This is a genomic window from Streptomyces sp. NPDC008238, assembly GCF_042956445.1.
Taxonomy (GTDB): domain Bacteria; phylum Actinomycetota; class Actinomycetes; order Streptomycetales; family Streptomycetaceae; genus Actinacidiphila.
In genome coordinates, this window is sequence record NZ_JBIBGK010000001.1 from 306953 (window position 1) to 320255 (window position 13303).

12 protein-coding genes are annotated in these 13303 nt (G+C 74.1%); 3 read left to right on the plus strand and 9 right to left on the minus strand.

All coding sequences use genetic code 11. The features are described 5' to 3' along the window. Window positions 1-50: 50 nt before the first annotated feature. The 6 genes from ACFZAU_RS01435 to ACFZAU_RS01460 are packed head-to-tail and all read right to left on the minus strand — an operon-like array spanning window position 51 to window position 7025. Window positions 51-1388 carry a vWA domain-containing protein gene (locus ACFZAU_RS01435; protein WP_500550550.1) on the minus strand — a complete coding sequence of 446 codons (1338 nt, stop codon included), beginning with the start codon at window positions 1386-1388 and terminating at the stop codon, window positions 51-53. Continuing rightward, entirely contained in the window at window positions 1378-2280 is a 903-nt protein-coding gene (locus ACFZAU_RS01440; protein WP_500550551.1) for an AAA family ATPase, read from the minus strand. The genes ACFZAU_RS01435 and ACFZAU_RS01440 overlap by 11 nt, the downstream gene beginning before the upstream one ends. Then, on the minus strand, window positions 2277-3239 hold the full coding sequence (locus tag ACFZAU_RS01445; RefSeq protein WP_500550552.1) for an XdhC family protein: 963 nt from the start codon (window positions 3237-3239) through the stop codon (window positions 2277-2279). Before ACFZAU_RS01445 ends, ACFZAU_RS01440 begins: the two co-directional genes overlap by 4 nt. Beyond that, window positions 3236-5641 carry an aerobic carbon-monoxide dehydrogenase large subunit gene (locus ACFZAU_RS01450; protein WP_500550553.1) on the minus strand — a complete coding sequence of 802 codons (2406 nt, stop codon included), beginning with the start codon at window positions 5639-5641 and terminating at the stop codon, window positions 3236-3238. The genes ACFZAU_RS01445 and ACFZAU_RS01450 overlap by 4 nt, the downstream gene beginning before the upstream one ends. Beyond that, window positions 5638-6138 (minus strand): (2Fe-2S)-binding protein, encoded by a 501-nt coding sequence (locus tag ACFZAU_RS01455; protein ID WP_499602898.1) that lies wholly within the window; start codon window positions 6136-6138, stop codon window positions 5638-5640. The genes ACFZAU_RS01450 and ACFZAU_RS01455 overlap by 4 nt, the downstream gene beginning before the upstream one ends. After that, the gene (locus ACFZAU_RS01460; RefSeq protein WP_500550554.1) at window positions 6135-7025 is read right to left on the minus strand and encodes an FAD binding domain-containing protein; all 891 of its coding nucleotides are present in this window, start codon (window positions 7023-7025) and stop codon (window positions 6135-6137) included. Before ACFZAU_RS01460 ends, ACFZAU_RS01455 begins: the two co-directional genes overlap by 4 nt. 159 nt (window positions 7026-7184) lie before the next feature. Here ACFZAU_RS01460 and ACFZAU_RS01465 point away from each other — a divergent pair, with 159 nt between their 5' ends. Further along, window positions 7185-8144 (plus strand): LysR family transcriptional regulator, encoded by a 960-nt coding sequence (locus ACFZAU_RS01465; RefSeq protein ID WP_499602895.1) that lies wholly within the window; start codon window positions 7185-7187, stop codon window positions 8142-8144. Window positions 8145-8174: 30 nt separating this feature from the next. Here the strand turns inward: ACFZAU_RS01465 and ACFZAU_RS01470 are convergent, their stop codons facing one another. Beyond that, entirely contained in the window at window positions 8175-9851 is a 1677-nt protein-coding gene (locus ACFZAU_RS01470) for a substrate-binding domain-containing protein (protein ID WP_500550555.1), read from the minus strand. Window positions 9852-10155: 304 nt separating this feature from the next. On the opposite strand from ACFZAU_RS01470, the gene ACFZAU_RS01475 reads away from it, so the two are divergent. Further along, window positions 10156-10929, plus strand: coding sequence for an SRPBCC family protein (locus tag ACFZAU_RS01475; RefSeq protein WP_500550556.1), 774 nt, complete (start codon window positions 10156-10158; stop codon window positions 10927-10929). 8 nt (window positions 10930-10937) lie between these two features. Beyond that, window positions 10938-12050, plus strand: a complete 1113-nt coding sequence (locus tag ACFZAU_RS01480; protein WP_500550557.1) for an XdhC family protein — start codon at window positions 10938-10940, stop codon at window positions 12048-12050. 80 nt (window positions 12051-12130) lie between these two features. Here ACFZAU_RS01480 and ACFZAU_RS01485 read toward each other — a convergent pair whose 3' ends face one another. Together ACFZAU_RS01485 and ACFZAU_RS01490 are read right to left on the minus strand one after the other, a co-directional pair. After that, entirely contained in the window at window positions 12131-12697 is a 567-nt protein-coding gene (locus tag ACFZAU_RS01485; RefSeq protein WP_500550558.1) for a cysteine hydrolase family protein, read from the minus strand. Between the two features lie 125 nt (window positions 12698-12822). Continuing rightward, a complete protein-coding gene (locus ACFZAU_RS01490; RefSeq protein ID WP_500550559.1) occupies window positions 12823-13209 on the minus strand; it encodes a hypothetical protein in 387 nt (128 codons plus the stop codon). Window positions 13210-13303 lie beyond the last annotated feature (94 nt).

The following is a 13303-nucleotide window of genomic DNA, read 5'->3' on the forward strand; positions in this document are numbered from 1 at the left end:
GCGAACGAAGGTGAGAACAGGTGGCCGGGCCGCCGGGATCTCGTTTCCCGTCAGCCCGGCCCCCGTCCGCTTCCCCATTCCCTTTCTTTTCCCGCCGCACTTCGGCGTGTTCGGGTTCCCCCGCGGTTCGCGCTCCGGTGCCCGTCCCGGTACGTCCTCCCGCCGATCGCCTCCGCCACCTCCGCGAGCGCGGCGAAGGTGTGCCCGCTGACGAACGCGTCGCAGTGGGGGAGGGCCGCCGCCATGCCGCCGGCCAGCGGGCGGTACCCCGGAGCCGCCTTGCGCGGATTGACCCACACCACACGGTGGGCCAGCCGCCGCAGCCGGGCCGTCTCGCGTCCCACGGCCCGCGGGTCCTCGCCCTCCCACCCGTCGGAGAAGATCACCACGACCGCGCCTCGTGCCATGCCCCGGCGCCCGAACCGGTCGTTGAACTCCGCCAGCGCGTGCCCGATCCGGGTGCCGCCCGACCAGTCGGGGGCCGCGGCCCCGGCCCGGCGCAGCGCCGCGTCCACCCCGTACCGCCCGCTGTGGCGCAGCACCGGGGTGAGCCGGGTCAGGCGGGTGGCGAAGACGAATGCCTCGGCGGCGACGCCCACCGCCGCCGCGCGGGGGAAGAGCCTGAGGTAGGCACGGGCGTACGGTTCCATCGAGCCCGAGACGTCGCACAGCAGCACCAGCGTGCGGCGCCGCGTCCGGTGGCGCGACCGGGCCAGGCGCACGGGTTCCAGTCCCGTCGCGCGGATCGCGCGCAGCGTGCGGCGCGGGTCCACCCGCCGGCCGTGCGGGTCGGCGTCGCGGCGCCGGGTCCTGCGCAGCGGGGTGTGCAGTGCGATCAGCTCCATCAGCCGGTCCAGGTCGGCCAGTTCCGCGGCCTCCAGGGCGGCGAAGTCCTTGTGCGCGAGGACCTCCGCGGTGCTTCCCAGCGTCGGCGCCGTCCCCGTGGGGCCGTCCGCGTCCTCCCCGGTGCGGGAGGTGCCCGCCACCCGTACCGGACCCGCGCCGGCGGGGGCCCGGCCCGGTGCCGTACGGGCGCCGGGCGACGGGGCCCGCACGCCCTCCTCGCCGGCGCCCTGCGGGGCGCCGGCGCGGTCGCCGCGCTCCGCGGGTACGCCCCCGAGCCCGCCGAAGACGGCCTCGAAGACGCCCTCGAAGGGCGCGATCAGCTCCCGGTCGGTGACGAAGGCGAGCCGCGCCGTCCAGTACAGCGCGTCGCGGTCCACCGGGGGCACCAGCCGCAGCGACCGCAGGAAGCACACCGTCCGGTCGGGGGTGACCGGCAGGCCCGCGCGGCGCAGCGCCTCACCGAGCCGGCCGCCGAACTCGGCCGTGTCGAACCGCGGGAGCGGCGGCCCCACCGGTGGCGCGGACGCCGGTTCAGGTGTCACGGCCGCTGCCCACGAGCCACTCCAGGCCCCGCTCCCGCACCAGTTCCTGGTCCTCCCGGTACTTCAGCAGCGTGCCCAGCGTCGCCCCGGCGGCCTCCGCGTCCAGCCGCCGTACGCCGAGCAGGGCGAGCGCCGCGAGCCAGTCGATGCTCTCGGCGATGCCCGGGGCCTTCTGGATCCCCAGGCCGCGCAGCCGCCGCACCGCCGCCGAGATCGCCTCCGCGAGTTCCGCCGAGGTCCCCGGCACCCGGCGGCGGACGATCCGCACCAGGCGCTCGGGGTCGGGGTAGTCGATCCAGTGGTAGAGGCAGCGCCGCTTCAGGGCGTCGTGCAGATCACGGGTCCGGTTCGAGGTGAGCACCACCACCGGGGGCACCACGGCCCGGACGGTGCCGACCTCCGGGATCGTCACCGCCGACTCGGCCAGCACCTCCAGCAGGAACGCCTCGAAGTCGTCGTCCGCCCGGTCGATCTCGTCGATCAGCAGCACCGCGGGCTCCGGGCCCGGATGGGTGAGCGCGGTCAGCACCGGGCGCCGCAGCAGGTACTCCTCCGTGAACAGGTCGGCCTCGGCCAGCCGTTCACCGCGCGACTCGGCGAGCCGGATGCCCAGCAGTTGACGCGCGTGGTTCCACTCGTACAGCGCTTCCGCCGCGTCGAGGCCGTCGTAGCACTGCAGCCGCACCAGCGGTCCGCCCAGCACCTCGGCCAGCGCCTTCGCGGCCTCCGTCTTGCCGACCCCGGCCTCGCCCTCCAGCAGCAGCGGCTGCGGCAGTCGCAGCGCCAGGAACAGCGCGGTGACCAGTCCGGGGTCCGCGAGGTAGCCGAGTTCGTCGAGGGCGCGGCGCAGCCCGGCCGGGTCCGGGACGCGCCGCTCGGTGAACGTGCTCACCGCGCCTCCGCGCGGTCGCCGCGGCCGGCCTCGAACGCGGTGCGGCAGCCCTCGCAGCAGAACCAGCGGCGTTCGCCCCCGGCGTCGGAGTACGGGGTGCCGGGCACGGCGGCCACCGTCATCCCGCAGACGGGGTCGAGCGCGGTGGGCGCGCCCTCCCCGCCCTCCGGCCCGCCCGCGGGCACCTCCGCGGCGGCCGGGCCCCGCCCCCCGTCCCCGCCCCGCACCGAGGCGACCACCTCGGCGAGGATGGACAGCGCGACCTCGCCCGGTGTGCGGGCGCCGATCCACAGGCCCGCCGGCGTCCTGACCGCCTCGCGCTGCTCGCGCGTCAGGTCCAGCCCGCCGACCACCGCCGCCCCGCGCCGCGGGCTGGCCACCAGGCCGACGTACGGCACTCCCGCGCGCACCGCCGCCGTCAGCGCGGCCTCCTCCTCGCGCCCGTGCGAGGCCACGACGACCGCGTGGACGCCGGCGAGCGCCTCCGCGTCGAACCCCCCGGCCGGGGGCCCCGCGACCTCGTAGCCGAGGGCGGGGCCGAAGCCGGTCAGGGCGCGGGCGATGGGCGTGTCGCCCAGTACGAGGACCCGTGGGACGGGGCGCCGGGGTTCGAGGAAGATCTCCAGTTCGCCGCCCGACAGGCACGGGTTGCGCAGGCTCAGCGCCCCCTCCTCGGCCTCCGCCGCCCCGGCGGCGTCCTCCTCGGCCGCCTCCGGGGAGATCCGCAGCAGCAACGCCTCGCCGCTCGCCAGCGTCAGCAGCGCCTGCGCGCGGACCGTCGCCTCCGCGCAGACGCCGCCGACGAACCCCTCCATCCTGCCGTCCTCCAGCACCACGGCGGTGTCGCCGGGGCGCGCGCTCGCCGGGCGGCGGGCGCGCACCACGGTCGCCCGGACGAACGGGACGTGCGGCGCCGTGAGTTCGGCGATCCGCTCGTCCAGCGCCGGAGCCCCGCTCACTGCGGCGCCTCGACCTGGCCGTGCCGCATCGCCTGCCACACCCGGCCGGGCGTGAGCGGCATGTCGGCGTGGCGCACGCCGATCGCGTCCAGCACCGCGTTGACCACCGCCGGGGGCGAGCCGACCGTCGCGGACTCGCCGATGCCCTTGGCGCCGATCGGGTGGTGCGGGGACGGCGTCACGGTGTGCCCCAGCTCCCAGGCCGGCACCTCCAGCGCGGTCGGCAGCAGGTAGTCCATGAAGGAGCCGGACAGGCAGTTGCCGTCCTCGTCGAAGCCGATGAACTCCATCAGGGCCATGCCGACCCCGTCCGCGAGGCCGCCGTGCACCTGCCCCTCGATGATCATGGGGTTGATGCGCGTCCCGCAGTCGTCCACCGCGATGAACCGGCGCACCTTCACCGCGCCCGTGCCCGGGTCGACGTCGACCACGCAGACGTACGCCCCGAACGGGAACGTCAGGTTGGGCGGGTTGTAGACCGTCGTGGCCTCCAGATGGCCCTCGACGCCCTCCGGCAGCTCCAGCGCGCCGTGCGCCGCCAGGGCGATCTCCTGGATCGTCCGGGTCATCGCCGGGTCGCCCTTGACCGACCAGCGGCCCTTGGTCCACTCCAGGTCCTCCGGGGACACCTCCAGCATCGCCCCCGCGATGATCCGCGCCTTGTCGCGCACCTTGCGCGCCACCAGCGCGGCGGCCGCGCCCGACACCGGGGTGGAGCGCGAGCCGTAGGTGCCCAGGCCGAACGGCGTCTGGTCGGTGTCGCCGTGGACGACGTCGATGTCCTCGGGAGGGATGCCCAGTTCCTCGGCGACGATCTGCGCGAACGTCGTCTCGTGGCCCTGGCCCTGCGTCTGCACGCTCAGCCGCACCACGGCCTTGCCGGTGGGGTGGACGCGCAGCTCGCAGCCGTCGGCCATGCCCAGGCCCAGGATGTCCATGTGTTTGCGCGGGCCCGCGCCGACCGTCTCGGTGAAGAACGACAGCCCGATGCCCATCAGTTCGCCGCGCTCGCGCTTCTCCGCCTGCTCGCGGCGCAGATCCTCGTACCCCGCGAGGTCCATCGCCTTGCGCAGGCAGGCCGGGTAGTCGCCGGAGTCGTACTCCCAGCCCGTCTTGTTCTGGTATGGGAACTGCTCGGGCCGCAGCAGGTTGCGCATCCGCAGCTCCGCCGGGTCGGCGCCGAGTTCGGCGGCCAGGCAGTCCACCATGCGCTCGATCAGGTAGACGGCCTCGGTGACGCGGAAGGAGCAGGCGTAGGCCACCCCGCCCGGCGCCTTGTTGGTGTAGACGCCGGTGACCTCACAGTGCGCGGCCTCGATGTCGTACGAACCGGTGAAGATGTGGAAGAAGCCCGCCGGGTACTTGGTGGGCTGCGCCGTGGAGTTGAAGGCGCCGTGGTCGGCGAGGACCTTGACGCGCACCCCGAGGATCCGCCCCTCGCGGGTCGCCGCGACCTGCCCGGTCATGTGGTAGTCGCGGGCGAAGGAGGTGCTCATCAGGTTCTCGGAGCGGTCCTCCACCCACTTCACCGGCCGGCCCGTGACGATCGAGCCGACCACCGCGCACACGTAACCGGGGTAGATGCCGACCTTGTTGCCGAACCCGCCGCCGATGTCGGGGGAGATGACCCGGATCTTGTGCTCGGGCAGCCCCGCGACCATCGCGTACAGGGTGCGGTGCGCGTGCGGCGCCTGGGTGGTCGTCCACAGCGTCAGCTTGCCGTCGACGGGGTCCATGGAGGCCACCGCGCCGCAGGTCTCCAGCGGCGCGGGGTGCACACGCGGGTAGAGCATCGTCTGCTCGACGACGACGTCCGCGCCGGCGAACACCTCGTCGGTGGCGGCCCGGTCGCCGGCCTCCCAGTCGAAGATGTGGTTGTCGGTACGGCCCTCCAGGTCGTCGCGGATGACCGGCGCGGCCGGGTCGAGGGCGCGGCGGGCGTCGACGACCGGGTCGAGCGGCTCGTAGTCCACGTCGATCAGCTCGATGGCGTCACGGGCCGCGTAGTGGTCCTCGGCAACGACGAAGGCGACCTCCTGGCCCTGGAAGCGCACCTTGTCGGTGGCGAGCACCGCCTGGGTGTCCATCGACAGCGTCGGCATCCACGCAAGGCCCAGCCCCGCCAGCGTCGCCCCGGTGATCACGGCCTTCACCTTGGGGTGCGCCTCGGCGGCGGAGGTGTCGACGGACACGATCCGGGCGTGCGCGAAGGGGCTGCGCAACACCGCCCCGTGGAGCATCCCGGGCAGCTTCACGTCGTCCACGTAGCGGCCCTTGCCGCGGACGAAGCGCGGGTCCTCCTTGCGCTTCATCCGGCCGAAGCCGATCGGCCGCTCCTCGGCGGGGGCGGCGGGAGCGGCGGCGGGAGCTGCCGGGCCCGCGGGTTCCTCGACGGTGGTCATGCCTGGCTCCCCGCTTCCTCACGGCCGGCGGACTCGTGGGCGGCGGCCCACCGGATGGCCTTGACGATGTTGAGGTAGCCCGTGCACCGGCACAGCTGCCCCGAGATGGCCTCGCGGACCTCGTCCTCCGTCGGGTCGGGGTTGCGGTCCAGCAGCGCCCGGCCGCTGAGCATCATCCCCGGGGTGCAGAAGCCGCACTGCAGCCCGTGCTCCTCGATGAAGCCCTGCTGCACCGGGTCGAGCCGGTCCCCGTCCGCGAGCCCCTCGACGGTGCGGACCTCGTGGCCCTCGGCCATGGCGGCCAGGACCGTACAGCTCTTGACCGGCTCGCCGTCCATCAGCACCACGCAGGTCCCGCAGTTGCTGGTGTCGCAGCCCCAGTGCGTCCCGGTCAGCTCCAGGTCGTCACGGAGGAAGCGGACGAGCAGATGGCGGGCCTCCACCTCACGGGTGTGGTCCTCGCCGTTGACGTTCACCGTGATCCGCACGTCCGTCATCCCTCCTTCGCGGCCGTGGCCGGGGCGGCGGCCCGGGCGACGGCGCGCCGCAGGGCCCTCTTGGTCAGTTCTCCGGCCAGGTGCCGCTTGTAGTCCGCGCTCCCGCGGCTGTCGGTGACGGGCGAGCAGCTCGCCGACGCCACGCGCCCGGCCTCCTCGACGAGCTCCGGCGACGGCTCACGGCCCTCCAGGAGCCCCTGCACCGCCTGCGCGTGCAGCCCGTCGGCGCCGACCGCCGCCAGACCGACCCCGACGTGCGTCATGCGCCCGCCGTCCAGGCAGAGCGCCACCCCGGCCGCCGCCACCGCCCAGTCGCCGGCCTTGCGCTCCAGCTTCTCGTAGGCGCTGCCGGAGCCCGGCCGTACGGGGAAGCGCACCTCGGTGAGCATCTCCCCGGCGCCGATCGCCGTCTCGTACGGGCCGCGGTGGAAGTCGGCCATGGGGACGACGCGTTCGCCGTCCGCGCCGCGGATCACGGCCACCGCGTGCAGCGCCGCGCACACCGCCGACAGGTCCTCGGAGGGGTCGGCCTGGCACAGAGAGCCGCCGATGGTGCCGCGGTTGCGGACCGGCGGGTCGGCGATCACCCGCTCGGCGTCGTGGATGATCGGGAAGTGCCGGCCGACCAGCTGCGACTCCAGGAGGGTGCGGTGCCGGGTGAGGGCCCCGACCCGCAGCTCGCCGCCGGTCTCGTCGATGTGGTCGAGTTCGGTGAGGTCGTTGATGTCGACGAGCACCTCCGGCCCGGCCAGACGCAGTTTCATCATGGGGAGCAGGCTGTGCCCTCCCGCGAGGACCCTTGCCTCCTCGCCGAAGCGCCCCAGCAGTTCCAGGGCCTCCTCCACGCTCTGCGCCCGCTGGTACTCGAACGAAGCGGGTACCTGCACGGCACCCTCCTTCCCTGCCCGGACGGTGGACGGTGTGGGTCGTTGCGGGGTGCATGTGGGGGGAACACTCGCGCCGCGGACGGGACCGGTCAACGGCAACTGAAGAGAATGGTTAATACGGACTGCGACAGTTGACGCTCGAACAGATGTAATGTCCCCATGACGCTCACGCAGTTGCGGGCCTTCGTCGCCGTGGCCCGGCTGGGATCGGTCAAGGCCGCCGCCGAGTCGCTGGGCGTCACCGAGCCCGCCGTCTCCGGGGCCGTCGCGGCGCTCCGCCGCGAACTGGGCGACGTCCTGTTCATCCGCTCCGGCGGCGGCATCAGCCTGACCCCCGGCGGCCAGCGCCTCGCCGCGGGGGCCGCCGAGATCGTCGGCCTGGCCGAGGAGACCCGCCACCGGGTGCGGCAGGCCAGCGCCGGCACCGCCCAACTGCGCGTCGCCTCCACCGAGACCGGCGCCGAGCAGGTGCTCCCCGCCCTGCTCGCGGCCTTCGGGCGGCGCCAGCCCGACCTGGACGCCGACACCCTCGCGGTGCCCGTCGGGGTCTTCGGCGAACTCCTCAGGGACCGCAGGGCCGACGTCACGATCGGGCCCGCGCCCGCAGCGCACCCGGCGATCGAGTCCGTGCCCTTCCTCCGCTTCCAGCTGGTCGTCGTCGCGGCGCCCGGTCACCCCCTGCGGCAGCAGTCCCGCATCGCGCCCGGCCGGCTCAGCCGCGAGCCCTGGCTCCTCGGCCCCGCCGGCATGGACCCCGACACCCTCGCCGGCGCCCTCCTCTCCCGCATCGGCGTCGACCCCGCCAAGGCCACCGCCTTCCCGAGCGTGACCGCCTCGCTCAACGCCGTCGCCGCGGGCGACGGGGTGACGCTGGCCCTGCTGCACGTCGTGCGCGAGGAGCTGCGCCGCTCCCACCTCGTCGTCCTCGACGTCCTCGGCCTGCCCGTCAACGGCATGCTCTACGCGAGCACACTCGCCCCGGACCGCCGCTCCGCCGTCGCCGCCGCACTGTGCCGGTTCGTCACGACCCCCGCCGCCACCCAGGCCCTGCTGGCCCGCTCCAACGGCGTCCCGCTGACGGAGTTCCGGCCGCCCGTCCACGTCACCCTCTGGAGCTGACCCGCCGCCGCCCCCGCGCGCCGGCGCGCGTCAGCCGTCACCGCACTTCATCTCCTCCACCCGGGAGTCCTCCAGTTCCCGGCACGGCAGGAAGCCCCGGCCCTCGAGGAGCTTGGAGACGCCGCGGCTGCGCAGGAAGTCGAGGAAGGCGCGGGTGATCCCGGTCGCGTCCTCGCGGGTGTAGAGGACCTCGGAGGCCCAGAAGGGGTAGTCGCCGGCGAGCACGCTCTCCCTCGTGGGCGCCGTGCCGTTGACCGGGACGGTCCGGACGTGCGGGAAGAAGGGCAGGGCGTCGGCCTCGGCGTAACCCACGGCGTTCTTGGTGCGGTTGACGTAGTCCAGCAGTTCCATCGTGGACCCGACGGAGCAGATCCTCGGGGCGTTCGCGGAGCCCTTGTCGTCGGCCGCGTCGGCCCTGTCTGCCCCGTCGGAACCGTCACTGCTCCGCTCGGGGACCGGGCAGGGGGAGGCGGGCGTGGTGGGGCGCGTGCCGAGCACCCGCTCCTCGAAGACGTCCCGGGTCCCGGAGCCTTCCGCGCGGACGACCACCACGGGCGGCTGCTCGAACCGCTCGTCGGCGTCGTCCACCGTGCCTCCGGCGAACACCTGCCGCAGCTCCTCCTGGGTCAGCCCGCGCTCCCACAGCTCAGGGTCGTCGGAAAGATCCTCGTTGGCCACGACGGCGAAGACGAGCACCCCGACGTGGTGGCCGTCGAGCCCCTTCTCCGGCGGCTGCCCGGGCACGGTGTCCACCATCGCGATGGTCTCGTCGGCCGGGGCGGCCCGCAGCTTCGCCAGCCCCTGGCGGCTGCCGGTCGCCTCGAGCGACACCCTGGCCCCCGTGCAGCGTTCCTCGTACGACTCCTTGACCTGGTGGGCGAGGGGGGAGAAGGCGGTTGACCCGGCCACGGTGAGCTCACTGCCGGAGCAGGTGGCGTTCAGCGCGAGGCTGCGGTTGTTCGCGTAGGTGCCCGCGCCCAGGCTCAAGGCCGCCACCAGCATCACCACGATGCCGGCCGCCCACCGGCGCCTGGCCCGGCCCGCGGTCCGCTTGATGCGCCCGCCGCGTACCTTCCCGCCCGCGGTGATCTTGGGCGGCTTGGCCGTGGAGCCGTTCCGGCTGTCCTCCAGGAGCACCAGCAGGCGGAAGCGGTCGCGCCGGTTGAGGGTGAACAGCGGCAGGGTGATCGTGTCCGTACGCGGCAGGGCGTCCTCGGCGGCGGACTGCCGGACGGCGGGGCCGGAGTCGGCCCCGGCAGGGTGGGCGGCGGCCGGGGAGGTGTCGGCCGGCACCGGGGCGGACTGCACGGGCACCCGCGGCCGCAGGGCCGTCTCCAGCGTCTCGTTGGCGTCCCGGACCTTGAAGTGCACGACCTTCCGGCCCGCGAAGGTGAACGTCAGCGGCCCCGGGAAGTGCTCCGGTTCGAGCGTCTGCACCCCCGAGTTGCGGACCTCCAGGATGACCAGGCTGCCCTCGCTGATTTGCTGGCCCTGCCAGTGGATCTCCCACATCCCGGGCGGCGGCTGGTTGTTGATGTGCTTGTTGATGGGCCCGTTGTAGACCTCGCTCCAGCTGATGCGCCGCCAGCCCTGGTAGCGGTCCAGCCAGAAGGCCACGACGCTGGCGCTGACGGCGCAGACCACGGCGCCCGCCCACATCTGCCCGTCGCTCAGCCCGCCGAAGAAGTCGGCGATCGTGTCGAACACTCCCGTCCCCCTGCCCGAGTGCCGTCCCGGAAGGAACGAATGATCGGCAACGGAGGCTCATGGGACGCCACGGCACGCTGTACGGCGCGTGAACAGGCCCCCAACAGCGTGACGGACCGTCAATTACCCTGCGACACAATCCGTTCCGCCGGTCCGGGACACCGCGGAGGCGGTCCGGCCCAGGGAGCCGGTGTCTTAAGCGAACGCTGAACTGCGCGTTGACGGCCCGCGGCGGCGGGCCCAAGGTGTGGGCACCGTCCGGGACCGCCGGCGACGCCCCCACCGGAAGAGAGGTCTGCCCTCGATGGACTTCACCAACGAGTTCCGAGTGAGCCTGCCGCCGGACCAGGCCTGGGCGCTGCTCACCGACGTCGAGCGCATCGCGCCCTGCATGCCGGGCGCCCAGCTCACCGGGCGGGACGGCGACACGTACACCGGGCTGGTGAAGGTGAAGGTCGGCCCGGTGACCGTCCAGTACAAGGGCACCGCCGCCTTCGAGGAGCAGGACCCCGGCAGCCGGACGGCGGTGCTGCGGGCACGCGGGCGCGACGCCCGCGGGCAGGGGAACGCGGACGCGCGCATCACCGCGCGGCTGGTTCCCGACGGCGAATCGACGCTGGTGACGGTCGGGACCAAGCTGACGATCACCGGCAAGGTCGCGCAGTTCGGCAAGGGCATGATCGAGGAGGTCAGCCGGAAGCTGCTCGGGCAGTTCGTGGAGGCCCTGGAGCGGCAACTGGCGCAGGAGCGCACCCCGGAGCCGGCGACGGTCGGTGGGGGCGAGGCCGCGGCCTCGGTCCCGGCTGCGGCTGTGGCGCCGTCTCCGTCCACGGCCGCGGGAGACCTTGCGGAAGGCGAGGCGCAGGGCGAGCCCCGGCATGACGCGGACGGCGCGCCGCCGGCCCCGGAGCCCTCCCCCGAACCAGCCCCCGAACCGCCCCCCGCCCCGGTGCGGACCACGCCGGAGCCGGAGCCGATCGACCTCATGGGCGTCGCCAGGGGCGCCGTGCTCAAGCGGGCGATCCCGGCCGCCGTCGCGGTGGTCGTGCTGGTCCTGCTCGTCGTCTGGCTCGTCTGAGGCCCGCGATGCGTGAGCTGGCCGGCCCCCTCCGCTCCTGGTACGAGGAGGGACGCACCGTCGGACTCGCCACCGTCGTCGCCGCCTACCGCAGCGCGCCCCGCCCCCCGGGCGCGGCGATGGCGGTGTCCGCCGGGGGCGAGGTCGCCGGGAGCGTGTCCGGCGGCTGCGTCGAAGCCGCCGTGTACGAGGTGGCGCGCGAGGTCGTCCGTACGATGACGCCGCAACTGCACCAGTACGGGATCAGTGACGACGACGCCTTCGCCGTCGGTCTCACCTGCGGCGGAACCATCGACGTGTTCGTCGAGCCGGTCTCCCCGGCCGGCTTCCCCGAACTGCCCGCCGTCCTCGACGACATGGCGGAGGGCCGGGCCGTCGCCGTGGCCACGACCGTCTCCGGCCCCGGCACCGGCACACGCCTGGTGGTACGCCCCCAGGGACGCTCGGGCGGGCTCGGCTCCGCCGCACTGGACGACGCCGTCACCGACGACGCCCGCGCCATGCTGGCCCGTGGCACGAGCGGGCTGCGCCGCCACGGCGATCGGCGGATCTTCGTCCGTTCCTACGCGCCGCCGCCCCGTCTGCTGGTCTTCGGCGCCACGGACTTCGCCGCCGCCCTCGCCCGGCAGGGCGCGCTCCTCGGCCACCGGGTCACGGTCTGCGACGCACGCCCGGTGTTCACCACCGCGGCCCGCTTCCCCGACGCCCACGAGGTCGTCGTCGCCTGGCCGCACCGCTACCTCGCGGCGGAGTCGGAGGCCGGCCGCGTCGACGCCCGCACGATGGTGGCCGTCCTCACCCACGACCCGAAGTTCGACGTACCGCTGCTGGAGGTGGCGCTCCGGCTGCCGTTCCTGGGGTTCGTCGGGGCGATGGGCTCCCGGCGCACCCACGAGGACCGCCTCGAACGGCTCCGGCGCGCGGGCCTGACCGAATCCGAACTCACGCGCCTGAGTTCGCCGATCGGGCTCGACATCGGTGCCCTGACCCCGCAGGAGACGGCGGTGTCCATCGCCGCCGAGATCATCGCGGGGCGGCGCGGCGGCTCCGGGTCCCCGCTCAGCGGCACGGCGGGACCGATCCACGCCCCGGCGGTCCACGCAGGCCGCGGCGCCCTCTGACCGGACGCCGTCCGCCCGGTCCCGTCGGCGTGGGCCGCACGCACGGCCCACTCCGAGGCGGACCGTAGGGCCCGGCGGGCTCAGCCCGCGTCGGCCGCCGCGAAGGAGACCTCGGCGGTGTCGAGGGTGCCGCCACGGCGCCCGGGGGCGTTCTGGTGCTTCCAGTACAGGTTGGTGTGCGCGATCACCTGCTCCGGCGCGGGCGCCCCGTACGAGCTCAGGTCCTCCGTGGTGTGCGCGTCGCCGACGAGGGTGACGTCGTAACCGCGGACGAGCCCCCCGTGCAGGGTCGAGCGGATGCACGCGTCGGTCTGGGCGCCCGTGACGACCAGCCGGCCCACGCCGCGGTCGGCGAGCACCGCCTCCAGCTCGGTGTCCTCGAAGGAGTCGCCGTAGAGCTTGTGGATCAGCGGCTCCGACTCCTCACGCACGAGCTCCGGCACGTACTGCCAGCCCTCGCTGCCCTTCTCGAGGTCCTCGTCCGAGTGCTGCACCCAGATCACCGGCACGTCCTCGGCTCGCGCCTTGCCGATCAGGGTGTTGATGTTCGCGATGACGTCGTCCCGGTTGTGGGAGCCGGTCACCACCCCGTTCTGCACGTCGATGACGAGCAGCGCGGTGTTCGGACGGTCGGAAAGGGTCGTCATGGGACTTCCAGTCTCTCGTCGCGGTTCCTGGTCGTCCCCACCCTAGGCCGCCCCACTGACAATCCGTCCCCGGGCAGCCAGGGGCCAGGCCCGCGCAGAGCAACGGCGAAGCTCGCGTCGGCCTGTCACAGGTCCCGGAGCACGGGTGTCCCGAGCAGGTGATCCAGCCCGGCCCACTCGAAGAGGCAGGCGGCCAGCACGGCGTGATCCGTGGGTTCCGGCAGCTCCCACACGCTGTTCCCTGAGCGGAAGCCGGCCTCCGCCCCCTTCACGACAAGCCGGAGGCTGAAAGCGCGCGGCACGATCCGGACGTCGATCGCGGGTCCTTCGTACGTGACCGATCGGCGGGAACGCCGGAACGCGGACGTACCGCTGAAACGGAGCGGTTCCCCGTCCACCTCACCCTCGAAGCCCTTCCGGACCCGCCACCGGAGCAACACGGGATCCGCCACGAGCCGGTGCACCGTGAGCGTGGCCTCCCCCTGCCGCAGGGACACCGTCCAGTTCTCCACCGCGTCGGCGTGGTCCCTCCGGACGGGTCCGCGGCCCGCGTTCCCGGACCAGGGTCGCTTCGCCGCGGGGAGTGACGCACTTCGCGTAGACCTC

Bases quoted from the DNA above. Each gene is read 5' to 3' on its own strand.
- ACFZAU_RS01465 (WP_499602895.1), top strand. From the start codon at position 7,185: ATGACGCTCACGCAGTTGCGGGCCTTCGTCGCCGTGGCCCGGCTGGGA.
- ACFZAU_RS01485 (WP_500550558.1), bottom strand. From the start codon at position 12,697: ATGACGACCCTTTCCGACCGTCCGAACACCGCGCTGCTCGTCATCGAC.
- ACFZAU_RS01480 (WP_500550557.1), top strand. From the start codon at position 10,938: ATGCGTGAGCTGGCCGGCCCCCTCCGCTCCTGGTACGAGGAGGGACGC.
- ACFZAU_RS01475 (WP_500550556.1), top strand. From the start codon at position 10,156: ATGGACTTCACCAACGAGTTCCGAGTGAGCCTGCCGCCGGACCAGGCC.
- ACFZAU_RS01450 (WP_500550553.1), bottom strand. From the start codon at position 5,641: ATGACCACCGTCGAGGAACCCGCGGGCCCGGCAGCTCCCGCCGCCGCT.
- ACFZAU_RS01455 (WP_499602898.1), bottom strand. From the start codon at position 6,138: ATGACGGACGTGCGGATCACGGTGAACGTCAACGGCGAGGACCACACC.